Origin of the sequence: Curtobacterium ammoniigenes NBRC 101786 (assembly GCF_001571045.1) — a bacterium.
In the GTDB taxonomy this organism is placed as follows: domain Bacteria; phylum Actinomycetota; class Actinomycetes; order Actinomycetales; family Microbacteriaceae; genus Curtobacterium; species Curtobacterium ammoniigenes.
In genome coordinates this window covers 234,435-258,170 of record NZ_BCSV01000003.1, presented here as the reverse complement: position 1 = coordinate 258,170, position 23,736 = coordinate 234,435, and the positions used below count along the sequence as shown (strand labels likewise).

The 23,736-nt window shown below is 67.9% G+C and carries 23 protein-coding genes; 20 read left to right on the top strand and 3 right to left on the bottom strand.

Going from position 1 to position 23,736, the window contains the following annotated elements; translation table 11 throughout:
• The first annotated feature begins 19 nt into the window (after window positions 1–19).
• From CAM01S_RS08215 to rbfA, 3 genes are all read left to right on the top strand, one after another.
• On the top strand, window positions 20–394 hold the full coding sequence (locus CAM01S_RS08215; protein WP_306306287.1) for a YlxR family protein: 375 nt from the start codon (window positions 20–22) through the stop codon (window positions 392–394).
• Between the two features lie 74 nt (window positions 395–468).
• Complete coding sequence (gene infB / locus CAM01S_RS08210; RefSeq protein ID WP_066519395.1) at window positions 469–3,246, top strand: translation initiation factor IF-2; 2,778 nt, start codon at window positions 469–471, stop codon at window positions 3,244–3,246.
• 114 nt (window positions 3,247–3,360) lie between these two features.
• Window positions 3,361–3,834: a 30S ribosome-binding factor RbfA gene (gene rbfA / locus CAM01S_RS08205; RefSeq protein ID WP_066519393.1), complete on the top strand. Its 474-nt coding sequence runs from the start codon at window positions 3,361–3,363 to the stop codon at window positions 3,832–3,834.
• On the opposite strand, the gene CAM01S_RS08200 is transcribed toward rbfA, so the two are convergent.
• Window positions 3,768–4,721 carry an iron-sulfur binding domain-containing protein gene (locus tag CAM01S_RS08200; protein ID WP_066519391.1) on the bottom strand — a complete coding sequence of 318 codons (954 nt, stop codon included), beginning with the start codon at window positions 4,719–4,721 and terminating at the stop codon, window positions 3,768–3,770. The genes rbfA and CAM01S_RS08200 overlap by 67 nt on opposite strands.
• 22 nt (window positions 4,722–4,743) lie before the next feature.
• On the opposite strand from CAM01S_RS08200, the gene CAM01S_RS08195 reads away from it, so the two are divergent.
• The 5 genes from CAM01S_RS08195 to CAM01S_RS08175 are packed head-to-tail and all read left to right on the top strand — an operon-like array spanning window position 4,744 to window position 8,052.
• A complete protein-coding gene (locus tag CAM01S_RS08195) occupies window positions 4,744–5,190 on the top strand; it encodes a hypothetical protein (RefSeq protein ID WP_157071479.1) in 447 nt (148 codons plus the stop codon).
• A 21-nt stretch (window positions 5,191–5,211) separates the two neighbouring features.
• Window positions 5,212–6,159 (top strand): tRNA pseudouridine(55) synthase TruB, encoded by a 948-nt coding sequence (truB, locus tag CAM01S_RS08190; RefSeq protein WP_066519384.1) that lies wholly within the window; start codon window positions 5,212–5,214, stop codon window positions 6,157–6,159.
• Window positions 6,156–6,521: a hypothetical protein gene (locus tag CAM01S_RS08185; protein WP_066519380.1), complete on the top strand. Its 366-nt coding sequence runs from the start codon at window positions 6,156–6,158 to the stop codon at window positions 6,519–6,521. The genes truB and CAM01S_RS08185 overlap by 4 nt, the downstream gene beginning before the upstream one ends.
• A 29-nt stretch (window positions 6,522–6,550) precedes the next feature.
• Complete coding sequence (locus tag CAM01S_RS08180) at window positions 6,551–7,045, top strand: hypothetical protein (RefSeq protein WP_066519373.1); 495 nt, start codon at window positions 6,551–6,553, stop codon at window positions 7,043–7,045.
• Window positions 7,046–7,047: 2 nt separating this feature from the next.
• Window positions 7,048–8,052, top strand: coding sequence for a bifunctional riboflavin kinase/FAD synthetase (locus CAM01S_RS08175; protein WP_066519366.1), 1,005 nt, complete (start codon window positions 7,048–7,050; stop codon window positions 8,050–8,052).
• Here CAM01S_RS08175 and CAM01S_RS08170 read toward each other — a convergent pair.
• Window positions 8,049–9,284, bottom strand: coding sequence for a DUF349 domain-containing protein (locus CAM01S_RS08170; protein ID WP_066519364.1), 1,236 nt, complete (start codon window positions 9,282–9,284; stop codon window positions 8,049–8,051). The two genes, CAM01S_RS08175 and CAM01S_RS08170, sit on opposite strands and share 4 nt — an antisense overlap.
• A gap of 121 nt (window positions 9,285–9,405) precedes the next feature.
• A complete protein-coding gene (locus CAM01S_RS08165) occupies window positions 9,406–10,239 on the bottom strand; it encodes a peptidylprolyl isomerase (protein WP_066519361.1) in 834 nt (277 codons plus the stop codon).
• 94 nt (window positions 10,240–10,333) lie between these two features.
• Between CAM01S_RS08165 and CAM01S_RS08160 the strand changes: the two genes are divergently transcribed.
• The 12 genes from CAM01S_RS08160 to nusB all read left to right on the top strand — a co-directional run bounded on the left by CAM01S_RS08160 (window position 10,334) and on the right by nusB (window position 23,716).
• A complete protein-coding gene (locus CAM01S_RS08160) occupies window positions 10,334–11,722 on the top strand; it encodes a replication-associated recombination protein A (RefSeq protein WP_083527900.1) in 1,389 nt (462 codons plus the stop codon).
• Between the two features lie 234 nt (window positions 11,723–11,956).
• Window positions 11,957–12,586 (top strand): 30S ribosomal protein S4, encoded by a 630-nt coding sequence (rpsD, locus tag CAM01S_RS08155; protein WP_066519358.1) that lies wholly within the window; start codon window positions 11,957–11,959, stop codon window positions 12,584–12,586.
• Window positions 12,587–12,728: 142 nt separating this feature from the next.
• Complete coding sequence (locus tag CAM01S_RS08150) at window positions 12,729–12,917, top strand: hypothetical protein (RefSeq protein WP_066519350.1); 189 nt, start codon at window positions 12,729–12,731, stop codon at window positions 12,915–12,917.
• A gap of 111 nt (window positions 12,918–13,028) precedes the next feature.
• On the top strand, window positions 13,029–15,686 hold the full coding sequence (gene alaS, locus CAM01S_RS08145) for an alanine--tRNA ligase (RefSeq protein ID WP_066519341.1): 2,658 nt from the start codon (window positions 13,029–13,031) through the stop codon (window positions 15,684–15,686).
• Window positions 15,687–15,688: 2 nt separating this feature from the next.
• On the top strand, window positions 15,689–16,150 hold the full coding sequence (ruvX, locus tag CAM01S_RS08140) for a Holliday junction resolvase RuvX (protein WP_066519339.1): 462 nt from the start codon (window positions 15,689–15,691) through the stop codon (window positions 16,148–16,150).
• A 92-nt stretch (window positions 16,151–16,242) separates the two neighbouring features.
• Window positions 16,243–17,865 carry an endolytic transglycosylase MltG gene (mltG, locus tag CAM01S_RS08135; RefSeq protein WP_245631581.1) on the top strand — a complete coding sequence of 541 codons (1,623 nt, stop codon included), beginning with the start codon at window positions 16,243–16,245 and terminating at the stop codon, window positions 17,863–17,865.
• 57 nt (window positions 17,866–17,922) lie between these two features.
• Window positions 17,923–19,155 carry a chorismate synthase gene (gene aroC, locus CAM01S_RS08130; RefSeq protein WP_066519334.1) on the top strand — a complete coding sequence of 411 codons (1,233 nt, stop codon included), beginning with the start codon at window positions 17,923–17,925 and terminating at the stop codon, window positions 19,153–19,155.
• The gene (locus CAM01S_RS08125; RefSeq protein WP_157071477.1) at window positions 19,152–19,661 is read left to right on the top strand and encodes a shikimate kinase; all 510 of its coding nucleotides are present in this window, start codon (window positions 19,152–19,154) and stop codon (window positions 19,659–19,661) included. The genes aroC and CAM01S_RS08125 overlap by 4 nt, the downstream gene beginning before the upstream one ends.
• Entirely contained in the window at window positions 19,658–20,800 is a 1,143-nt protein-coding gene (aroB, locus tag CAM01S_RS08120; RefSeq protein WP_083527868.1) for a 3-dehydroquinate synthase, read from the top strand. Before CAM01S_RS08125 ends, aroB begins: the two co-directional genes overlap by 4 nt.
• A gap of 43 nt (window positions 20,801–20,843) precedes the next feature.
• Window positions 20,844–22,538, top strand: coding sequence for an ABC1 kinase family protein (locus CAM01S_RS08115; RefSeq protein WP_066519323.1), 1,695 nt, complete (start codon window positions 20,844–20,846; stop codon window positions 22,536–22,538).
• 152 nt (window positions 22,539–22,690) lie between these two features.
• Window positions 22,691–23,254: an elongation factor P gene (gene efp, locus CAM01S_RS08110; protein WP_066519320.1), complete on the top strand. Its 564-nt coding sequence runs from the start codon at window positions 22,691–22,693 to the stop codon at window positions 23,252–23,254.
• Window positions 23,255–23,263: 9 nt separating this feature from the next.
• On the top strand, window positions 23,264–23,716 hold the full coding sequence (gene nusB, locus CAM01S_RS08105; RefSeq protein ID WP_066519312.1) for a transcription antitermination factor NusB: 453 nt from the start codon (window positions 23,264–23,266) through the stop codon (window positions 23,714–23,716).
• Window positions 23,717–23,736: the final 20 nt, after the last annotated feature.

The window sequence follows — 23,736 nt, the reverse complement described above, 5'->3', positions numbered from 1 at the left end:
TCAGCGGTCCCGCGGCACTGTGTCGGGATCGCCAGGGGTGAGTGCAGGGAGTAGAGTGGAACCCGTCAGAACGTGCATCGGCAGTCGCCGTCGCGTCTCCCGATCCGCTCTCCTTCGCATCGTCGTGATCGACGGTCGTGTTGTGGCGGATCCAAAGGCAGTCATGCCGGGGCGGGGAGCGTGGCTCACACCGACGGTCGAGGCCTACGAGACAGCCCTTGCGCGCCGGGCATTCCGGCGGGCGTTCCGGCTCGATCGTGAACCAGACACGTCGGCATTGCTCGAATACCTCCGCGCTCGAGCGGATTCGGACCCGGCCGCGGGGCCGAACGCCGAGGCGGGCGAGCAATCGCTGACACGACAAGAACAGGCTGAACGGCTTATGGACAACTGATGAGCGGCTCGAAATGAGACCCATCATCCAGTGAGTCCTGCTCCTTTTCGGGGCGGGACCCGAAAAGGAGCATTGTGGCAAAACCACGCGTACACGAGATCGCCAGCGAACTCGGAGTCGACAGTAAGACCGCCCTCGAGAAGCTCAAGGAGCTTGGCGAGTTCGTGAAGGGACCGAGCTCGAGCATCGAGCCGCCGGTCGCGCGAAAGCTTCGCGCAGCCCTCGAAGCATCCGGAGCCGCGAAGGCTGCTCCGACGAAGACCGCTTCCGCCCCGAAGGCGTCGCCGCGTCCGCAGGCGCCCCGTCCGCAGGCTGCTGCGCCGGCCGCGCCGACGGCAGCGCCAACCGAGCAGCCGATCGACTCGACGCCGGCGCCTGCCGCACCGAAGTCGGTTGCGGAGCGTCAGGCCGAGGCCGAAGCCGCGCAGAAGGCACAGGCCGAGCAGAAGGCCGGCCAGGCCAGCCAGGGCGGCCAGGCTGCCGCTCGTCCGGGTGCTCCGAAGCCCGCCGGTCCGCGCCCGAGCGCCGCGAAGCCCGGCTCAGCGCGGCCCGGGAACAACCCCTACGCGTCCAGCCAGGGTATGGGCCAGCGCCCGCCGCGGCCCGGCAACAACCCCTATTCCCAGAACCAGGGCATGCCCCGCCCAGGCGGCGGCGCGGGCGGGATTCCGCGTCCGCAGCCCCCGCGCGCCGGCGCGCCTCGGCCGGGAGCACCTCGGCCGGGTGGACCCGGTCAGGGTGCGCGCCCCAACGGGTTCGGACAGCGTCCGGGTCAGGGTGGCGGCCGCGGTGGTGCCGGTGGCGGCTTCAACCGTCCCGGCGGTGCTGGAGCGGGCGCCGGCGGTGGATTCGGTCGCCCCGCCTTCAGCGGTCCGCGACCAGCGGGCGGCGGCGGTCGCGGGCGCGGTCCTGGCGGTGGAACCGCAGGTGCATTCGGTCGCGGTGGCGGCAAGAGCCGCGCGCGCAAGTCGAAGCGGACGAAGCGCGCCGAGTACGAGATGCGGCAAGCCCCGTCGCTCGGCGGTGTGCAGGTTCCTCGCGGTGACGGAAGCACCGTCGTTCGCCTCCGTCGCGGCGCGAGCATCTCCGACTTCGCCGACAAGATCGACGCGAGCCCCGGCAACCTCGTGACGGTGCTGTTCCATCTCGGCGAGATGGCGACGGCGACCGAGTCCCTCGACGAGGCAACCTTCGAGGTGCTCGGTGAAGAGCTCGGCTACAAGATCCAGATCGTCTCTCCCGAGGACGAGGACAAGGAGCTGCTCGAGGGCTTCGATATCGACCTCGAGCAGGAGCTCGAAGACGAAGACGACTCGATGCTGCAGCCGCGGCCGCCCGTGGTCACGGTGATGGGGCACGTCGACCACGGAAAGACGCGTCTCCTCGACGCGATCCGGAACTCGAAGGTCGTCGAAGGCGAAGCCGGTGGCATCACCCAGCACATCGGTGCCTATCAGATCCTCACCGAGCACGAGGGGATCGAGCGTCCGATCACATTCATCGACACCCCGGGTCACGAGGCCTTCACGGCGATGCGTGCCCGCGGTGCCCAGGTGACCGACATCGCCATCCTCGTCGTGGCCGCTGACGACGGCATCATGCCGCAGACGATCGAGGCGCTGAACCACGCGCAGTCGGCCGGTGTTCCGATCGTGGTCGCGGTGAACAAGATCGACAAGGAGGGCGCGAACCCGGCGAAGGTTCGACAGCAGCTCACCGAGTACAACCTCGTTGCCGAGGAATACGGCGGCGATGTCATGTTCGTCGACGTGTCCGCGCGTCAGAACATCGGTATCCAAGCCCTCCTCGACGCGGTCCTCCTGACCGCGGATGCGGGTCTGGACCTGCGGGCGAACCCCGATAAGGACGCGCGCGGTGTCGCCATCGAGGCGAAGCTCGACAAGGGCCGCGGTGCAGTGGCGACGGTTCTGATCCAGTCCGGCACGCTGCACGTCGGGGACGCGATCGTCGCCGGAACCGCGTACGGCCGTGTCCGGGCGATGACCGATGAGGATGGCAACGCCGTCGAAGCGGCGACACCGTCCCGACCGGTTCAGGTCCAAGGCCTGTCGAGTGTTCCGCGCGCCGGCGATACCTTCCTCGTCACCGAGGAAGACCGCACAGCGCGACAGATCGCCGAGAAGCGCGAGGCTGCCGAGCGGAACGCACAGCTGGCGAAGGCCCGCAAGCGCATCTCGCTCGAGGACTTCACGCGTGCGCTCGAAGAGGGCAAGGTCGAGTCGCTCAACCTCATCATCAAGGGTGACGTCTCCGGTGCCGTTGAGGCGCTCGAGCAGTCGCTCCTCGATATCGAGGTCGACGACAGTGTCCAGCTGCGGATTCTGCACCGCGGCGTCGGTGCGATCACGGAGTCGGACATCGACCTCGCGACGATCGACAACGCGATCGTCATCGGCTTCAACGTCCGCCCGGACGTCAAGGCCCGCGAACGCGCTGCACGCGAAGGCATCGATGTGCGCTTCTACTCGGTCATCTACAACGCACTCGAGGACATTGAGCAGTCCCTCAAGGGAATGCTCAAGCCCGAGTACGAAGAGGTGCAGTCCGGTGTTGCGGAGATCCGCGAGGTGTTCCGCTCGTCGAAGTTCGGCAACATCGCCGGTGTCATCGTCCGATCCGGCACGATCACGCGGAATGCGAAGGCTCGCGTCATCCGCGACGGCGTCGTCATCGGCGATGGTCTCGCAATCGAGTCGCTCCGTCGGTTCAAGGATGACGTCACCGAAGTTCGCACGGACTTCGAAGCCGGTATCGGCCTTGGTCGGTACAACGACATCCAGATCGGCGACGAGATCGAGACGATCGAGATGGTCGAGAAGCCGCGCGTCTGATCCGACGCTCGCAGGAGCCCGCCGCGCCCATGACGAGCGCGGCGGGCTCCACCCGTTGATAGTTCGACGAACCGGCAGGCCGATTCCGACCGATGCCGATGACAGGAGGCTCCGATGGCTGATCCGCAACGTGCCCGCAAGATGGCGGACCGCATCAAGGAGATCATCGCCCGACGGCTCGACAAGGGCATTCGCGACCCGCGACTCGGCTTCGTCACGATCACCGACGTTCGGGTGACGGGTGACCTGCAGCACGCATCCGTCTTCTACACGGTCTATGGGTCCGAAGAGGAACGCACGGATTCAGCGGCCGCCCTCCGCGCCGCGACCGGCATGCTCCGCAGCGAGGTCGGCAAGAACATCACGGCCCGGCTCACGCCCACCCTTGAATTCATTCCGGACGCGATTCCGGAGAACGCCGCGCACATCGATTCGCTGCTTGCTGCCGCACGAGAGCGAGACGAGGCGGCGCGCGAGCAGGCGGCCACAGCCTCCTACGCGGGCGACGCCGACCCGTACCGTCACGACGACGAGGACGACGAGGACGACCACCCGGGCGACGACGCGGAGCCATTCGGCAGGGTGTAGCCTCCGTCAACGGCTTCGGCCAGTCCGTCGTCGAGGAGCGACCGGAGCGCCCGCCCGAGCTGCTCCGCGTCGGGCCACACCATCCGGATCTCCGCGTCGGTCACGGGGATCTCTGCGCCGCGCAGCTCAGCGAGTATCAGCCCGCGAACCTGCCGATCGCTGCCCGCGAAGCGCGATTGCTTCGGGGCGCGCGGCCCGTCGCCCGCCGGGTAGCCGGCGCTCCGCCACGCGCAGTGTGCGCTGATCGGGCAGGCGTCGCAGGCGGGCCGCCGGGCGACGCAGACGAGTGCACCGAGTTCCATGATCGCCGCACTGACGATTGCCGCGCGCTCCGGGCTGTCGGGTAACTGCGCCTCCATGAGCGGGAGGTCGCGCTTCGCCGAGGCGGCACCAGGTTCCGGAGCGCCGAGGAGCGCACGGGCGAGTACGCGGCGGACGTTCACATCGACGACCGGGTGGCGGTCTCCGTACGCGAAGACCGCGACGGCGCGTGCGGTGTAGTCGCCGATGCCGGGCAGGGCGAGAAGGTCGGGAACAGCACGCGGGACCACGTTGTCGTGGCGATCGGCGATCACCGACGCAGCGGCATGCAGATTGAGGGCTCGCCGCGGGTACCCGAGCCGGTCCCATGCGCGCACCGCCTCCGACGGCGGCTCCGAGGCGAGATCGCGCGCGGTGGGCCATCGGCGGAGCCAGGTCTCGAGCCTGGGGATCACGCGGGCGACCTGCGTCTGTTGCAGCATGATCTCGCTCACGAGTGTTCCCCACGCCGGGAATCCGGGCCGCCGCCACGGCAGATCGCGTGCAGCAGTTGCGTACCAGGCGATGAGCGCATCCGCGAGCCACGGTGACTGCCCCGCCGAATGGGAGGCTGTGCGTCGCGTCACCAGAAGAGCCTACGGTGAGTACATGGCGATATGGGCACCGCAGGAGTCCGCGACGATGCGTGCGCTCGCGGAGGAGCTTGTTGCGCAGGCGGGTGTTGCGCGCACGGTCGTCGGCATCGACGGGCAAGTGGGGACCGATCTCGAGCGTGTCGCGCAGGCGCTTGTGCACGCGCTCAACAGCATGGAGGTTTCCGCGATGGCGGCCGCTGCGCCGTCTCCGGACCTGGACACGCTCCGGCGGGACGTCGTGCAACCGTTCCGCAGCACGGGCGCCGGCGACGGCGTGCTCGTCGTGCACGGACACGGCGTCCTCGCGGAGGGCGTGCGGGCCCTGTGGCGGTGGTCGCTGTGGGTCGAGCACGACGATGAGCGCCTCGCTGCACGAGAACCCGTCAAGATCGCCGCATCCGCGATCCTGGACGTCACCGATCCCGAGCACCCGCGCCGGAACTGGAACGACGCGTGTTGAGCGCGCTGCTAGCCTGGAGGGGTGCTCGAACCGGTACCTGACGGCCTGTTGCTGGCCGATAAGCCGGCCGGCATTTCGAGCCACCGGGCGGTCGCGATCGCGCGCCGGGTGCTCGGCACCCGGAAGATCGGTCACGCCGGCACTCTCGATCCGATGGCGACAGGGTTGCTCATTCTCGGTGTGGGGCCGTCGACGCGGCTGCTGACGCATCTGGTCGGTCTTGACAAGCGCTATACCGCGACGATGCGGCTCGGCATAGCGACAGACAGCGACGACGCCGACGGCGCGATCGTCGACTCGATTGGCATGCCGCCGGATGGCATGGACGCGGACGCGCTCGAACAGGCGATGGCGGCGCTCCGAGGCCCGATCGATCAGGTGCCGAGCACGGTCTCGGCGATCAGCGTGGACGGCAAGCGCGCGTACCAACGCGTGCGCGCTGGCGAGACTGTCGTGCTGCCGCCTCGACCGGTGACCATCCGGCGATTCGAGGCGCTCGGCGCTCGCGAGCACACGGTCAGCACCCCGACCGGAGGCGCGGTGCGGGCGTGTGACGTCGACGTCGTCGTCGAGTGCACCTCCGGCACGTACGTTCGAGCGCTCGCCCGGGATGTCGGCCGGGCGCTTGGCGTCGGCGGCCACCTTGTCGCGCTGCGACGAATGGACGTCGGCCCCTTTTCCGTGGATGACGCCGTCGACATCGACGATGACGCAGCGGTACAGGAGGCGCTGATCCGTCCGACGGACGCGGCGCGAGCGTTGTTCCCTGTGATCGAACTCGGTTCGGACGACGCGAGAGATCTGTCCGATGGGAAGCGGGTCGCGGTCACCGCAGCGGACGACGACGGGCCCGTTGCCGCAGTCGACGGAGGCACGGATCGGCTCGTCGGACTCGTCGCTGTTCGCGGTGGTCGGCTCCGCGTGTTGACGAACTTTCCACCGCCGAGCCGGGTCGGAGGCAGCGCGTGATCACCTGGTTCACCTGGGTTCAAGCCATTGTCGCGAGCGTCATCGGACTGGTCGCGGTGGTGCTCGGTCTCATTGGCCGGAAGCCGAATGATGCAACCGTGGGTGGTCTGGCGCTCATCGAGCTGTTCCTGATCGCGCAGGCGGTCATCTCGATCGTGCTCCCGCTCACGGGCCATCCGACGAGGGGCAACGGGCTCGAGTTCGGCGTATATGCCGTCTCCGTGGTGCTCGTGCCGCCGGCTGCCATCGTGTGGGCGCTCATCGACCGATCTCGGTGGAGCACGGTGGTCCTCGGGGTCGGTGCGTTCACCGTCGCGGTGATGATCGTGCGCATGCAGCAGATCTGGTTCCCTGCACCGTGAGTGCACAGCGCTCCCGTAGCATTGGTGCAATGGCGAATCCGTCCTCTCGCGCGTCCGGCCTCGGCCGGGTCCTGATCGCGGTCTACGGCATCCTTGCGCTGGCAGCCACCGGGCGCAGCGTGGTGCAGATCATCCAGAAGTTCGACCACGCGCCGTTCGCATACACGCTCAGCGCCGTCTCTGCCGTCGTCTACATCGTCGCGATGATTGCGCTGATCGCGCCGGGTCGTGCCTGGTATCGGGTTGCCTGGGTCGCGATCGGCTTCGAGATGCTCGGGGTCCTCGTCGTCGGGACCCTGTCCGTGGTCGACACCCGCCTGTTCCCCGACGACACGGTGTGGTCCGGCTATGGTGCCGGCTACTTCTGGGTGCCGCTCGTGCTGCCGATCGCAGGTCTGTGGTGGCTCGCGACGCATCGACGCCGAGCGACCGCGGCGTCGGAGGGTGCTGCGGCGGCTTCGCGCGGGCTCGGGCCGACGGCTGAGGGTGCGGGGCCCGCGCCTGCCGAGCGCGCGGGGGAGTAGCGGTGGAGTTCTTCGCAGATCCCGCATCGGTTCCTCCAGCGTTCGGGCCGAGTGCCGTCACCATCGGCAAGTTCGACGGAGTGCACGTCGGACATCGTGCAGTGATCGAGCATCTCGCAGCGACTGCCGCTGCCCACGGTCTGGTCAGCGCCGTCGTCACCTTCGACCGGCACCCGCTCGCGGTGATCGATCCGGCCTCGGTCCCACCGGCGCTCGCAAGCATCGCCCAGCGTCGGGAACTGCTTGAGCATGCCGGGGTCGACGCGGTCCTTCTGCTGCATTTCGACGAGCGCCTCCGGGTGATGCCGCCGGAGGATTTCGTCCGCGAGATCCTGGTGCGTCGCCTGCACGCGAAGGTGGTGCTCGTTGGGAGCGACTTCCGATTCGGCGCGCGCGGCGCGGGCGATGTCGCGCTCCTGCGAGCGCTCGGCGACGAGCTTCACTTCACCGTTCAGCTCATCGACGATGTCGACGTCCGCGACGCCCACGCGATGGCGGCCGAGCGTCGCGTCTCGTCGACGTGGATTCGCGAGCTCCTCTCTGAGGGGCGCGTTGCGGACGCCGCTCACCTGCTCGGGCATGAGCATGCGGTGCGGGGCGTCGTGGTGCACGGCAACGAGCGAGGGCGCGCAATGAACTATCCGACCGCCAACATCTCGCCGACCTCTGAGGGGTTCATTCCCGCGGACGGCGTGTACGCCGCTCGGGTCCTTCATCGCGGCACCGTCTACCCCGCCGCCGTGTCCGTCGGCAACAACCCGACGTTTGTCGGCGTTCGCGCGAAGCAGATCGAAGCCCATCTGCTCGACGTCGATCTGGATCTCTACGACGACACGATCACCGTGTTCTTCGTCAAGTACGTCAGACCGATGGTCGCGTTCGAGTCGATGGACGCCCTGGCGGCGCAGATGCAGCGCGACGACCGTGCAATCCGCGCTGTGCTCGGCGTTCCTTCCCCGGACGCGCTCGGTGGGGTACTGCCCCGCTCGCAGTCGCCGCGGTCTTAGTTTCCGAGCGCGTCCAGCCAGATCTTGCGAGCGTCGAGCGCCTCCTGGGCGGACTTGATCCGGGCCGCGTCGCCGCTGGCCTGTGCGTCCGCGAGTTCGGATTCCAGTTTGGCGATGGCATCCTCGAGTTGGGAGGCCAATCCGGTTGTCCGCGCCTGACGCTCGGGGTCGGAGGCTCGCCAGTGGTCTTCTTCGAGCTTGCGAACGTGATTCTCAACGGTGCGCAGCCGATCTTCGATGCGGCGGACCTGGTCGCGCGGCACCCGGCCGGCCGCATCCCAGCGGGTCTGGATCTCGCCGAGGGCGCGCCGAGCGGCGGCGGGCTCCGTTTCGGTGAGGAGCGCCTCCGCTTCGGTGAGCAGGGCGAGCTTGACGTCCAGGTTCGCGCTGTACTCGGCGTTCTCACGCGCGGACTCCTCGTGCTTCTGTGCGAAGAGCACGTCTCCAGCGGCCTTGAACCTGGCCCAGAGCGCATCGTCGTAGCGTTTGCCCGCCCGTCCTGCGGACTTCCAGGCGTCGAGCAGCTCGCGGTACGCCGGAATCGCTTCGGATCCCCGCGGGGCGAGCGCTTCCGCTCGGTCGACGAGCTCCTGCTTGCGCGAGCGTGCGTCGCGGTGCGTCGCGTCGAGATCGGCGTAGAACGCGCGACGGTGCTGGTCGACCGTCGCTCGCGCCGTCCGGAACCGCTTCCAGAGATCGTTCGCGTCGTTCTTCGGGATCCGCGGCCCGGTTCGCTGATGTTCCTGCCAACGGCTGAAGATGTCGTCCAACTGCGCGGTGATCTGTTTCCACTGCGCACGCGCCGGATCGACTGCTGCGAGCGCTTCAGCCTCTTCGACGAGGGATGTCCGGTACGCCAGGGCTTCGGTCATCGCCTGCTGCGCCTGCTGTGCCTGCGCTTCGCTGAGCTCGCCGAGCTGCGAACCGAGCGACTCGACGCGCGTCTCGAGGGAACGAATGTCCCCGACGACCTTGGCCTCGCGCAGAAGCTGTCGCAAATGTTCGATGGAGCGCGCGACGTCCGATGGGGAGGCTCCGCCTCCCTTCGCCCGCTGCTCGGCAATTCGCACCTGGCCCTCGAGGTCGGCGAACTTGCGCGCGTAATAGGCCAGGGCTTCGTCCGGGGAGGCATCCGGGTACTCGCCGACGACGCGTTCGTCGTCGCCGTAGCGCACGTAGACGATGCCGGAGTCGTCCACGCGGCCCCAGGAGGTTGCTTCGTCAGATGCCACAGGTCTCGCCTCGATCGTGGTCGTGGTGCTCGCCGACGGTCGCCGTCGGCCGGTCAGACTGTCAGCCTATTGCACGGGTCGGGGGAGTCGACCGGATCGCTCCAGGCTGTGGAGTGCGGCCTCAGCCTTTGTGGATGGAGGCGCCGGTGATCGTCGTCGCCACCTTCGGCTCGCCCGTTCCGTCGGCGCCGGGATTCGCGATGCCCTTGGAGGTGATTTGGGCCTCCAGTTGTGGGAGGCCAGAGGTCACCTTGCCGACGACGGTGTACCCGCCCGACGACGCGTCGAGCTGCGTCGTGCCGTAGACGATGAAGAACTGGGTCGTCTGCGAATAGAGGGATGACCCTCGGGCGATGGCGATCGTGCCCGTCGGGTACACGCCGTTCGCGGGAGCGTTTTCGACCGGTCCGTACTGGAACCCAGCGTCGCCCGTACCGTCGCCGTTCGCAGACCCGCACTGTAGGAACTTGAAATTGGCTGCATTGGCGAGGCGATGGCACGTCGTCCCGGTGTAGAAGTTCTTCTGAATGAGGTCGATCTCGACGCTCGCCGCTTGCGGCGCCGCCGCTCCGTCGAGTTGGATCCCGAGGGTCACGGTCTTGTTCAGCGTGATCGTGCCGTTCCAGACAGCATTCTGTGCAATCGACTTGGACGGTACCGAGCCGACGTCGCCAGCCGGGCTGGCGCTTGGGCTCGCCGATGCTGAGGCGGTCGCGGCGGCAGATGCAGATGCAGATGCAGATGCAGCGGCCCGCGCGGCGATCTGCGCGCGGTGACCGTGCACGAGTTGCGATCCGGTCGCGAGCGCTGCGATAACGATGAGCGCGATACCGGCGATGATGTTGTCGCGCAGGCGCCTTCGCCGCTGCGTTTCGAACAGGCCTTGGCGCGCTTCGTACAGCCGAAGGCGCTCGCGCGCCTCGCGCGACTGCCGACTCTGATTCTTCGATGCCACGGCGCAGACCTTATCGGACCAGCCGATCGATGAGCGGAGCCAGACGGTCGGTAGCGCTGCCTACGATGAGGACATGGCGCCAGACCGAACCGGCATGCGGTCCCCGACGACCGGCGATCGCGCCGGTCTCGCAAGTGGCGCGGTCCCGCTGGCGGTCCGGATGCGGCCAGTCACACTGTCGGAAGTAGCCGGGCAGCAGCACCTTCTCGGCCCGGGATCGCCGCTCGTTCAGCTGGCGAACGGGGATCGAGAGGGCCGCGGCGGCATCTCGGTGATCCTGTGGGGGCCTCCCGGCACCGGGAAGACGACGTTGGCACAGGCGATCGCCCGCCAGTCGGGTCGCGAGTTCGTGGAGCTGAGCGCCGTGACCGCGGGCGTGAAGGATGTGCGAGAGGTCATGGAGCGGGCGCTCGCACACCGCGATCTCTACGGCAGTACGACGGTGCTGTTCCTCGATGAGATTCATCGATTCAGCAAGGCGCAACAGGACGCGCTGCTTCCGGGCGTCGAGAACGGGTGGGTCATCCTCATCGCCGCGACGACCGAGAACCCATCGTTCTCCGTGATCGCTCCACTGCTCTCGCGCTCCCTCCTCCTCACCCTGCAGCCGCTCTCCGACGACGACATCGGGATACTCCTGGACCGTGCGGTCGCCGATCAGCGCGGATTTGCCGGCTCGGTGCAGCTCGAGGACGCCGCCAGGGCGGCGCTCGTTCGGCTGTCATCCGGAGATGCCCGACGTGCGCTCACCGCGCTCGAGGCTGCCGCGCACTCCGCGCAGGAGCTCGACGCTCCAGACATGCCCAATAGCGATCACGAGTCGGAGGCCCTCGGCACCCGACCGCCGTCGATCGTGACGGCTGACGGCGTCGCCGCGGCCGTGGATCGCGCTCTCCTCCGGTACGACCGTCAGGGTGACGAGCACTATGACGTCATCAGCGCGTTCATCAAATCCGTTCGGGGCAGTGACGTCGATGCCGCACTGCATTACTTGGCCCGCATGATCGAAGCGGGCGAGGACCCTCGGTTCATCGCGCGGCGGATGATCATCTCGGCATCCGAGGACATCGGCATGGCAGATCCGCAGGCGCTCCCGATCGCAGTCGCCGCTGCGCAGGCCGTGCAACTGATTGGGATGCCCGAGGGACGCATCCCACTGGCAGAGGCGGTCGTCTACCTGGCGACCGCTCCAAAATCCAACGCCGCGTACACGGGCATCGACGCGGCAATCGCCGACGTTCGAGCGGGCCGGATGGGCGTCGTGCCGAAGCACCTTCGCGATGCGCACTATCCGGGCGCAAAGCGGCTCGGTCATGGCAAGGGGTATGTCTATGCCCACGACGCGGAGCACAGCGTCGCCGCGCAGCAGTACCTTCCCGACGCCCTTCGGGAGGCGCGGTACTACGAGCCGACGGGCAACGGATTCGAGCGCGAGATCGCTCCCCGCCTCGACCGCCTGCGTCGGATCCTGCGCGGCGACTGAACGTGAGCAGAGCGGCCGCTGCTCCAGAGCATTTCCGGCGCCCGCTTCTGCTATCGTTGTCCCGCCTACGTCCAGGCGACCGCGTGCGGCTGCGTCGATCGTCGAGTGACAGAGGTTCGGACTGTAGCCGTCCGATCCCACAGGCTCATCCCTCTGAATCCTTCCCGTGACGATCGTCGTGTGCGCACGTCGACGGCTCCGGGATCTCGACCATTCAGTACAGAAAAGGACCCTGTGTCTACCAAGTCACGTTCCCGCAGCAAGACCCGCCTGTCGCGCGCGCTCGGCATCCCGCTGACGCCGAAGGCGGCCCGGTACCTCGAGAAGCGCCCGTACGGTCCCGGCGAGCACGGCCGCAGCCGTCGCCGCGCCGACAGCGACTACGCCGTGCGTCTTCGCGAGAAGCAGCGTCTGCGCGCCCAGTACGGCATTCGCGAGAAGCAGCTTCGCATCGTCTTCGAGGAAGCCCGCAAGACCAGCGGCCTGACGGGTGAGAACCTCGTCGAGCTGCTCGAGGAGCGCCTCGATGCGCTCGTCCTCCGCGCCGGCTTCGCCCGCACGACCGCTCAGGCGCGCCAGCTGGTTGTGCACCGTCACATCCTCGTCGACGGCAAGCTCGTGGACCGGCCGTCGTTCCGCGTGAAGCCCGGGCAGCTCATCCATGTCAAGCCGAAGTCGGAGTCGCTCGAGCCGTTCCAGGTCGCGGCCGCAGGTGGCCACCAGGAAGTGCTGCCGAAGGTCCCCGGGTACCTCGAGGTCGAGATCGACAAGCTGCAGGCCCGCCTCGTGCGTCGCCCGAAGCGTGCCGAGGTCCCGGTCACGTGCGAAGTGCAGCTCGTCGTCGAGTACTACGCCGCGCGCTGATCACCCTGCCACGCAACGGCGGATCGTCCTCCTCAGGGCGATCCGCCGTTGTTCATTCTCCCGGTCGAATCAGAGCGGATGTCGCACGCGGGGGCGGCGGCTAAGCTTGGCCAACGTGCCCGAAGCACGTGGAGGAGGCCCCGTGAAGTCAGTGTTCTTCATCGCGATCGGCGTCGGGATCGGGTTTGCGCTCGCCCGCTCGATCACGAGGACGAGCGATGGCTCCCACCTGATCTCGGGGATCGACGCGCGCGCGAAAGCATTCACCGGCGCGATCGCCTCGGGCTATCGTGCGCGCGAGGCCGAGCTGCGTCGACGCGCCACGGCCTGAGTGTCGACCCCGCTCGACGGACAACATCCATCCGGCACCACCCCGCTCCGCCTTGGTCGACGATCACGACGACCACGACGAACCGCACGAGCATCCGATTGAGGAATCACCATGCAGACCGCAGACATCCGCCGCCGCTGGCTCGAATTCTTCGGCGACCGCGGACACACCGTCGTTCCGTCTGCATCCCTGGTCTCCGATGACCCATCGCTGCTGTTCACCGTGGCCGGAATGGTGCCGTTCATTCCCTACCTTTCCGGACTCGTGCCGCCGCCGTTCCCGCGCGCGACGAGTGTGCAGAAGTGCATCCGCACCAACGACATCGAGGAAGTCGGCAAGACTCCTCGTCACGGCACCTTCTTCCAGATGAACGGCAACTTCTCGTTCGGCGACTACTTCAAGGAGCAGGCGATCGCGTACGCCTGGGAACTGCTCACCTCGCCGGAGACCGACGGGGGCCTCGCATTCGATCCGAGCGACCTGTGGGTCACGGTCTACAAGGACGACGACGAAGCGATCCGATACTGGAAGCGCATCGCCGGGCTGCCCGATGAGCGGATCCAGCGTCTTGATAAGGACACGAACTACTGGTCGACAGGACAGCCGGGGCCGGCAGGCCCGTGCTCGGAGATCTTCTTCGACCGCGGCCCCGCGTACGGCGCGGACGGCGGTCCCGCGACCGACGATGACCGGTACGTCGAGATCTGGAACCTCGTCTTCATGCAGTACCAGATCCAGAACGTGCGATCCAAGTACGACTTCGAGATCGTCGGCGAGTTGCCGAACAAGAACATTGACACCGGCATGGGGCTCGAGCGCGTCGCCTTCCTGAAGCAAGGCGTCGACAACATGTACGAGATCGACCAGGTTCGTCCGGTCCTGGACCGGGCGTCCGAGCTCTCAGGCCGGAAATACGGTGCCGTGCACGACGATGACGTGCGCATGCGCGTCATTGCGGACCACGTCCGCTCATCGCTCATGCTCATGTCGGACGGTGTGCAGCCGTCCAACGAAGGGCGGGGCTATATCTTGCGCCGTCTGCTCCGCCGAACGGTTCGGGCGATGCGTCTCCTCGGGGTCGACGCGCCGACGTTCCCGGAGCTCTTCCCCGCCTCCCGCGACGCGATGCAGGATGCCTATCCCGAGGTGGCGGAGGGCTACGACCGGATCGCACGGCTCGCGTATGCGGAGGAGGAGACGTTCCTTCGCACGCTCGCGCAGGGAACGATCATTCTCGATGTCGCCGTCGAACGCGCCAAGCAGGACGGCGCTCCGCAGATCGGCGGCGACACCGCCTTCCTGTTGCACGACACGTTCGGGTTCCCCATCGACCTGACTCTCGAGATGGCCGACGAGGCTGGCGTGCAGGTGGACCGCACCGCCTTCGACCGGCTGATGGCCGATCAGCGGCAGCGCGCGAAGGCCGACGCGAAGAGCAAGAAGACCGCCCTTGCCGATTTGAGCGTGTACAGCGCGTTCCGCGCGCAGTGCGAGACGACCTTCCTCGGCTATGACGCGCTGGAAGCGCAATCGCGCATCCTCGGCATCATCAAGGACGGTGCGTCGGTGGATCGCGCAGCGGCAGGCGACATCGTCGAAGTCATTCTCGGTGAGACGTCGCTGTACGCCGAGTCCGGCGGCCAGGATGCCGATCAGGGATCGATCATCGGCAACGGGTTCGATCTCGAGGTCCTCGACGTGCAGCGTCCGGTCGCTGGGCTGTGGAGCCACAAGGCGCAGGTCCGCACCGGAGAGGTCGCGGTCGGCGACGCGGCGACGACCATCGTCGACGCCGACTATCGTCGGGGCGCGACCCAGGCGCACTCCGCAACGCACCTCGTCAATGCCGCCCTTCGGGACATTCTCGGCCCGGAGGCGCTGCAGGCAGGTTCCTACAACAAGGCCGGGTATATGCGGCTCGACTTCTCATGGAGCCAGCCGATCTCGCCCACCACGCGCTCGGAGATCGAAGATGTCGTCAACACGGCGATCCGCTCGGACCTTCCCGTGTCGACACGCGTGCTCCCGCTGGCTGAGGCGAAGTCGCTCGGTGCCCAGGCGCTGTTCGGCGAGAAGTACGGCGCTGAGGTCCGAATGGTCGACATCGGCGGCCCGTGGTCTCGCGAGCTCTGCGGAGGCACGCACGTCGCGTCAAGCGCGCAGGTCGGTCTCGTCAACCTCGTCGGCGAACAGTCGGTCGGCTCCACCAACCGGCGGGTGGAGGCCCTCGTCGGCATCGAGGGCTTCCGAGACCTGGCCGCTGAGCGGGCCATCGTCTCACAGCTCTCCGCGGCCCTCAAGGCGCCGCGGTCCGATCTTCCACTCCGGGTCACCGGGCTGCTCGATGACCTCAAGGCCGCGCAGAAGCGGATCGCCGAGTTCGAGTCGGCGAGCCTCCAGCAGCGGATCCCGACGATCGTTCGCAACGTCGACGCCTCTGGGCCTGTCAGTGTGGTCGTCGAACAGGTCGAGGGGATCCGAAGTGCCGATGATCTGCGCACGCTGGTGACCGGTGTCCGCGGCGCACTCGGCACCGACCCGGCCGTCGTCGCCCTCGGCGCCATTGTGAACGAGAAGCCCGTTGTCATCGTGGCGACGAACGACGGCGCACGGCGTGCTGGGTTCCAGGCCGGCCCGCTCGCAAAGGAAGCTGCGACGATCCTCGGGGGCGGCGGCGGCGGCAAACCTGATCTCGCTCAGGGCGGTGGCGTCGATGCGCCCGCGCTGCCTCAAGCGCTTCGGGGGATCGCGGACCGGGTTCGAGGCTGACGGTGCGCACGGGGCGGCGGCTCGGAGTCGATGTCGGTCGGTCGCGGATCGGAGTCGCCGTGAGCGACCGCGACGGGCTTCTCGCAACACCCGTCGAGACGGTCCGGCGGCAGCGCGGCGCAGATGTCAGGCGCATCGCTGAACTGGCCGACGAGTACGACGTGCTCGAGATCGTCGTCGGTCTGCCGCTGTCCCTCTCCGGAGCCGAGACGGCATCCACGACGGATGCACGCTCATTCGCAGCCGAGCTCGCGCACCTTGGCCCGATCCGCTTGGTCGACGAACGCCTGTCGACGAAGTCCGCTCAGCAGGGCCTGCACGCCGCCGGTCGCACTATCAAAACGTCCCGGGCTGTGATCGACCAAGCCGCCGCTGTTATCATCTTGCAACACGCGCTCGACCACGAGCGCGCGAGCGGCACTCCTCCGGGTGCGTCGCTCACAGGACCGACCGGCGCTCCGTAACGCGTCATGCCACTGCCCGGCCCCCGACGAACGCATGATGTCGGAGATCCGCACTGCGGGCAGCGGACCCGATTCGACCACCCCGAGGAACGTTGGCTGACGAGCTAGATTGGCGCGCGATCATGGAGCCCGGCAACGACGCCGAGCGCACTGAACCGCACGGCGCTGCCGCACACAACGCACGTCCGGCGGCCGAACCGCCGTTGACGCGGCGCGAACTCCGTGCACGCGAGGCTGCGATGCAGGAAGCCGCCGAGCAGTCTGAGCAACCGTCCGTCGAATCCGCCCCATCCGCCGGGCTCTACGGCGCGCGCCCGCCGGCCGGGAACAACCGCCCCGACGGCGACGAAGCGACGCACGCACCCGGTTCCGCGCCGATCACGGGCCCAGACATGCGAACCGCAGCGACGTCCTCGGCCGCGCAGCCTGAGCCGGCGGTGGGCGACTCGCGCTCCTGGTTGCACCCGGACCTGCACGCCCTCTTCGGGCACGCCCAGGGGGAGGAGCCCGAGCAGGCCGCGGCGACGCCGGCCGAGGCCCGCAAGCCGGACGTGTTCCCGTTCGTTCACGACGACGCGGAGCGGTCTCCCGGGCCGGACCGCACCCGCGAGCCGAAGCGGGGACGGGGACGGTCCGGCACTGGACGTCGACGGCCGCGGGTCGGACTGATCGTGGGCCTCGTGCTGCTGCTCATCGTCGTCGGCGGAGGAGTGGGCGCGTATGCGGTCGCCGCGCCGAAGGTGCAGTCGATCATCAGCATGTTCAGCGGGCACAACACGGCCGACGCCGATTACAACGGCGATGGCACCGGCACGGTCACGATCACCATCAAAGAGGGCGACATCGGCTCGGACATCGCGACCACGTTGCACAAGGACGGCGTGACGGCATCCTACGGAGCGTTCTACAAGCTGCTCCTCGCGGCGCAGAACGTGCAGTTCCAGCCCGGCTCGTACACGCTCAAACATCACATGAGCGCGAAAGCGGCACTCGCTGCGCTGCAGAATCCCGCGAACCGCGTCGACAACTCGATCGTGATCCCTGAGGGGACCGTCCTCAAGACGATCGAGGCCAGTCTCGTGCAGAAGGCAGGCCTGTCGCAGTCGGCTGTCACGGCGGCTGCGAACAACATCAGCGCATACGGGCTGCCAGCGGGCGTGCAGAGCCTCGAGGGATGGCTCTTCCCGGCGACCTACCCGGTCAATCCGGGGTGGACGGCGCAGCAGTACTTCCAGGCGATGGTGCAGACGATGAAGACGCACCTGGATCAGGCCGGGGTCGCGCCCGCCGACCGTGAGCACGTCATCATCTTCGCGTCGCTGGTCCAGAAGGAGGCGGGCCAGGAGGCCGACTTCCCGAAGGTCGCCAGGGTGTTCCAGAACCGTCTCAACGCGAACATGTACCTGCAGTCGGACGCGACTGTCGCCTACGGTACGGGCAACACCGACCGAGTGACGACCACCGACGCGGAGCGGAACGACGCATCCAACCCGTACAACACGTACAAGCACCTGGGCCTGCCGCCTGGGCCGATCTCGAACCCCGGCGATGTCGCAATCGATGCGGTGCTGCATCCTGCGGACGGATCGTGGTTGTACTTCGTCACAGTGAACCTGCAGACCGGCGAAACGGTGTTCTCGGACACGCTCGCCGAGCACGAGCAGGCGGTCGCGCAGTTCCAGGCGTGGCTCCGAGCGCACCCCAGCTACCAGTGAGCCGGGCGGTCGACGCTCGCCCTTCGGCGGCATCGCCCGTGTGAAAGGATGAGGCTCATGCTTCGATGGTTGACCGCAGGGGAATCGCACGGTCCTGAGCTCGTCGCGATCATGGAAGGCCTCCCGGCCGGGGTGCCGGTCACGTACGACTGCATCCGAGAGGACCTCGCGCGGCGGAAGCTCGGCTACGGTCGGGGATCCCGCATGAAGTTCGAGCAGGACGAGCTCCACCTGTCGGGCGGGGTGCGCCACGGGTTCTCGCTCGGCAGCCCGATCGCGATCCGTATCGGCAACACCGAGTGGCCGAAGTGGGTCGAGGTGATGAGCGCGGAGCCGGTCGAACCGACGGAGATGTCCCGCGGGCGGAGCGCGCCGCTGACGAGACCGCGCCCCGGCCACGCCGACCTCGTCGGCATGCAGAAGTACGGCTTCGACGAGTCGCGCCCGATCCTCGAGCGCGCGTCGGCACGCGAGACTGCTGCGCGGGTGGCGCTCGGGGCCGTCGCCAAGGCATTTCTCGCGGAACTCGGCATCCGGTCCGTGAGCCACACGCTCCAGGTCGGCACGGTTCGCGTGCCCGACGACGCGCCGCTCCCCATGCCCACGGACGTGGACCGTCTCGACGACGACCAGCTGCGGTGTTTCGACGCAGCAACGAGCGCCGCGATGGTGACCGAGGTCGAAGCGGCGAAGAAAGACGGCGATACGCTCGGCGGGGTCGTCGAGGCGCTCTTCTACGGCGTCCCTCCGGGGCTTGGATCGCACGTGCATTGGGATCGACGGCTCGATGCCCGCATCGCCAACGCCGTCATGGGGATCCAGGCGATCAAGGGCGTGGAGATCGGCGACGGGTTCGCTACGGCAGGGCGGCGTGGGTCTGCGGCGCACGATGAGCTCTACCGAACCGATGGTGAGATCACGCGGTCGACCGACCGTGCCGGCGGCACGGAGGGCGGCATGTCGACCGGCACCGTGCTGCGCGTCCGCGCGGGGATGAAGCCGATCGCAACGGTGCCTCGGGCGCTCCACACGATCGATGTCGCGACCGGTGACGATGCTGCTGCGCATCATCAGCGGTCGGATGTGTGCGCGGTTCCGGCTGCGGGCGTCGTGGCGGAGGCAATGGTCGCGCTGGTTCTGGCCGATGCGGTTCTCGAGAAGTTCGGTGGCGACAGCGTCGCGGAGACGAAGCGCAACATGGAGGCCTACCTGGAGGCGATCCCGCCGACGCTTCGCTCCCACCGAGTGAGTGCGGACGACGTGCCTGCGGACACCGTTTCGGCATCGTGACCGGTGCGGCGCCGGTTGTGCTGATCGGCCCGATGGGGGCGGGAAAATCCTCGGTGGGGCGGAAACTCGCTCGACGTTTGGGTCTCGCGTTCATCGACACGGACCGCCGTATCGCAGCCGCCCACGGTCCGATTCCAACGATCTTCGCCGAGCGCGGTGAGTCTGTGTTCCGCGACCTCGAGGCGGGCGCCGTCCGCGACGCCATGCGCGACGGTGGTGTGATCGCGGTGGGCGGGGGCGCCGTCACGCACGAGGCGACGCGGGAGGCGCTCGTGGGAGCACGAATCGTCTTGCTCACCGTGTCGCAGGACGCGGTTGCCGATCGCATCCGGGGGAGTGACCGACCGCTGCTCGCCGCGGGCGGGCTCGACGCGTGGCAAACGATCCTCGACGAGCGCGCGGCGACCTACGCCTCCCTCGCGCATGTCGTCGTGGACACCTCTCGTCGACCGATGTCGGCTGTCGTCGACGAGATTCTGCAGTGGCTGGAAGAAGGACCCCGATGACCGAGACCCATGAAGCCGACGATGGTGTCGAGCGCGACGCCGTCCCTTCGGGTGCAGTGGAGCGCGATGTGACGGAGATCCGCGTCGGCGGCGCTGACGGCTACCCGGTGATCGTCGGGCATGGGGTGATCGATCAGGTGCCGGAACTCCTCGGCGCACGTGTCGCGAACGTCCTCATCGTGCACGCGCCGCCGCTTGCGGCCGTCGCAGAGCAGCTTCGATCCACGCTGAACGAGCGCGGGCGCACCGCGATCATCGCCGAGGTGCCGGATGCCGAGGCCGGCAAACGCGTCGAGGTCGCCGCCTTCTGCTGGCAGATCATGGGGCAGGCGGACTTCACGAGAACGGACGCGGTCATCGGGATCGGCGGGGGCGCGGTCACGGATCTGGCCGGATTCGTCGCGGCCACCTGGCTCCGCGGGGTTCAGTGGCTTGCCGTGCCGACCACCGTCCTCGGCATGGTGGATGCGAGTGTCGGCGGAAAGACGGGCATCAACACCAACGAGGGGAAGAACCTCGTCGGGTCGTTCTGGGCGCCTCGCGCCGTGCTCGCCGACCTCGAGTTGGTGCGAACGCTTCCGCGGAACGAGATCCTGACCGGTTTCGCCGAGATCGTGAAAGCCGGCTTCATCGCCGAGCCGGAGATCCTCGACATCATCGAACGCGATGTGGATCGCGCGACCGATCCGGGGACGCCCGAATTTCGGCGTCTCATGGAACTGGCCATCCGCGTCAAGGCTCGGGTCGTCTCGGCGGACTTCACGGAGCAGGGGCAGCGCGAGATCCTGAACTACGGGCACACGCTCGGGCACGCGATCGAGCACGCTGAGCGGTATCAGTGGCGGCACGGCGCGGCGGTGTCGGTCGGCCTCGTCTTCGTCGCCGAGCTCGCACGGCTGACCGGGCACCTGGACGATGCGACGGTCGATCGGCATCGAACGATCCTCGAGTCGCTCTCGCTGCCGACGACCTATCCGGCCGGACGGTGGGAGGGTCTCCTCGCAACGATGCAGCGCGACAAGAAGGCTCGTGCCGGGATGCTGCGCTTCATCATCCTCGACGGCCTCGCCAAGCCGATCGTCCTCGAAGGTCCGGAGCCGGCCCTCCTCTTCGCGGCGTACCAGGAGATCGCCAGCTAGGTCGCCCGGGAGAAATGTCAGCCCTGCGGGGAATGCTGGCTGCGTGCCCAATGCCATTCCTCGACTCTCGTCCTTCACCGCGCAGGCTGAGGATGACGCCGCTGATACCTTCGCGGCGCGGCGTCGCCGGTTCACGGAGTTGTTCCGCATCGCACTCAGGCACCGGCTGCTCCCGTTCGGCCGCCTCGACTTCTCGCGGAACCCAGCGACGAGCGATCTGCGGCGCAGTCAGGCCGAGCACGTGCGGTTGGCGCTCGAAGAGGCGGGTGGCGGGTTCGTGAAGATGGGCCAGTTGCTCTCGACGCGCGACGACCTGCTGCCGGAGGAGTGGATGGACGGGCTTGCGCACCTGCAGAAGAATGTGCGCCCTGCCGATCCGGACGCGATCCGCGCACTGCTCGAGCACGAACTCGGCGCTCCGGTGGACGACGTGTTCGCGTCGTTCGACCCACAGCCGGTAGCCGCGGCGTCGATCGCTCAAGTGCACCGCGCACGGCTGTCGGACGGCACGGGTGTTGCCGTGAAGGTGCAGCGGCCCGGAATCGGGCCGGTCGTTCGTCGGGATGTCGCGATCGCGCTCCGCATCACCCGACTGATCGCGCGGAGCTCACCGCAGGCGCGGCAGATCGGCGTCGAGGACGTCGCGGTGCAGTATGCAGCCGACCTCATCCGGCAGATCGACTTCCGGCAGGAGCTGACAAACCTCCTCGGCCTGCGCGCCAACCAGCTGCGCAGCGCCCGCGCGGACGAGGTCCGGCTTCCGGCCGCGTATCCCGCCCTCTCGAGCGCGAAAGTGCTCGTCATGGAGTTCCTCGAAGGCGACACCCTCAGTGCGATTCGGGCGACCGGCGGCAAGCGCGACCTCGACGAGCCGATGCGCAACGTGCTGCGCGCGTTCCTGCGCCAGATCGTGTTCGACGGGCTGTACCACGCGGACCTGCATCCGGGAAACATCATCCTGCTCCCGGACGGCACGCCGGCGCTGATCGATTTCGGCTCGTCCGGGAGGCTCGACCTCGCCATCCGAGACACCGTCCAGGAGCTGCTCCTCGCCTACCTGCAGGGTGACACGCAGGGCGTCGCCGACGGAATTCTGCGCATGGCCCCCCTCCCGGACCCGCAGGACGAGGACGGCTTTCGCCGGGACGTCTCCCGCTTCGTGACGAACGAGCTCGGTCCCGGCGCGCGGATCGGGGTCGAGACGGTTGACGCGGCGGTGGACATGTTCGCGGGGTATCGGCTGCGGGTCCCGGCGGACTTCGTGGCTGCCGCGCGCGGGCTGGCGATCTTCGAAGGCACGCTTCGATCGCTGTCGCCCGACTTCGACCTGCTCGAGGAGTCGCGCACGCTTGCCGTCGAACAGGTGCGCGACCAGCTGCGTCCGGCGACGATCGGTCGACTCGTCGGCCGCGAAGTGCTCGGCGTCGTGCCCGCGCTGCGTCGGCTTCCGCGTCGCATCGATCGGGTCGGGGACGCACTCGAGCGCGGGAACCTCTCGATCAACATCCGGCTTTTCGGGGATCGCCGGGATCGACGGCTCGTTGCGGGGCTGATCCGTCGGATTCTGCTCGTGGTGTTCGGTGCCGGCGCGGGACTGCTCGCGCTGGTCTATCTGGCGCGTCCGATCACGCACGGGGTGATCTCAAGCGCGACGGCGGGCTTCCTGCTCGCGGGCGCAGCCGCGGTGCTGCTCGTCTGGGCGGGAGTCGATGCCGCTCGCGCACGTCGAGACCGATGAGCGCCACGATCGCGGCGAGGTCCGCCGGCAGATCGGGTACGGCTGGACGCGGACCCGGTCCGCTACACTCGTTCGGGGCTTTCGCAGCCCTCTCTCGTGCGCGACGCTCGGCGTCCGCTGTTCACAACACCATCGAACGGATCTGCAGCCCCATGGCGACTACCAACGACATCAAGAACGGCGCGGTACTCAACCTGGACGGCCAACTCTGGTCCGTGGTCGAGTTTCAGCACGTCAAGCCGGGCAAGGGCGGCGCGTTCGTTCGGACGAAGATGAAGAACGTCGTTTCCGGCAAAGTCGTGGACCGCACCTTCAACGCCGGAACGAAGATCGACTTCGCCACGGTCGACCGTCGCGACTACCAGTACCTGTACACCGACGGCGACGGGTACGTCTTCATGGACACCGACACCTATGACCAGGTCACGATCCCTGCGGCCACCGTCGGCGACGCGAAGAACTTCCTGCTGGAGTCCGCGACGGTCACGATCGCGATGAACGAGGACAACCCGCTCTACGTCGAGCTGCCCGCGAGCGTTGTCATGGAGATCACCTACACCGAGCCCGGCCTGCAGGGCGACCGATCGACGGGCGGCACGAAGCCGGCGACCGTCGAGACGGGCTACCAGATCCAGGTGCCGCTGTTCCTCGAGACCGGCACCAAGGTGAAGGTCGACACCCGCGACGGCAGCTATCTCGGCCGCGTCAACGACTGAGCGACCCCGATGAGTGCGAGGTCGAAGGCGCGAAAGCGCGCGCTCGACATGCTGTACATCGCGGAGGTCCGCGAGCTCCCCATCGACGACGTCCTCGCAACCGAGACCGTTCGGCATCTCGATCAGCCGGAACGGTCATCGAGCTGGGACTACGCCCGGACGATCGTGAGCGGCGTTGCAGAGATGCGTGCCGACATCGATCGGATCATCGTCGAACACGCACAAGGGTGGTCCATCGGGCGCATGCCGGTGCTTGACCGCTGCATTCTGCGGATGGGCGTGTGGGAGATCCGGTGCAACGCGGAGGTTCCGAACCCGGTGGCGATCGCTGAAGCGGTCGAGCTCGCGCAGTCGCTGTCCACCGAGGAGTCGGCCGGGTTCGTCAACGGTGTGCTCGCCGCGGTCGCGGGGCTCCCGAAACGCGCGGCCGTGGCCGACGCGTCGAACGATTCGCTAAGCTAACCGAGAACGCATCCTTTAAT

What these genes read in the sequence shown, in the direction of transcription:
- rbfA (WP_066519393.1), top strand. Translation starts at nt 3,361, where the DNA reads ATGGCTGATCCGCAACGTGCCCGCAAGATGGCGGACCGCATCAAGGAG.
- CAM01S_RS08195 (WP_157071479.1), top strand. Translation starts at nt 4,744, where the DNA reads ATGGCGATATGGGCACCGCAGGAGTCCGCGACGATGCGTGCGCTCGCG.
- CAM01S_RS08180 (WP_066519373.1), top strand. Translation starts at nt 6,551, where the DNA reads ATGGCGAATCCGTCCTCTCGCGCGTCCGGCCTCGGCCGGGTCCTGATC.
- CAM01S_RS08160 (WP_083527900.1), top strand. Translation starts at nt 10,334, where the DNA reads ATGCGGTCCCCGACGACCGGCGATCGCGCCGGTCTCGCAAGTGGCGCG.
- alaS (WP_066519341.1), top strand. Translation starts at nt 13,029, where the DNA reads ATGCAGACCGCAGACATCCGCCGCCGCTGGCTCGAATTCTTCGGCGAC.
- aroC (WP_066519334.1), top strand. Translation starts at nt 17,923, where the DNA reads ATGCTTCGATGGTTGACCGCAGGGGAATCGCACGGTCCTGAGCTCGTC.
- aroB (WP_083527868.1), top strand. Translation starts at nt 19,658, where the DNA reads ATGACCGAGACCCATGAAGCCGACGATGGTGTCGAGCGCGACGCCGTC.
- efp (WP_066519320.1), top strand. Translation starts at nt 22,691, where the DNA reads ATGGCGACTACCAACGACATCAAGAACGGCGCGGTACTCAACCTGGAC.
- nusB (WP_066519312.1), top strand. Translation starts at nt 23,264, where the DNA reads ATGAGTGCGAGGTCGAAGGCGCGAAAGCGCGCGCTCGACATGCTGTAC.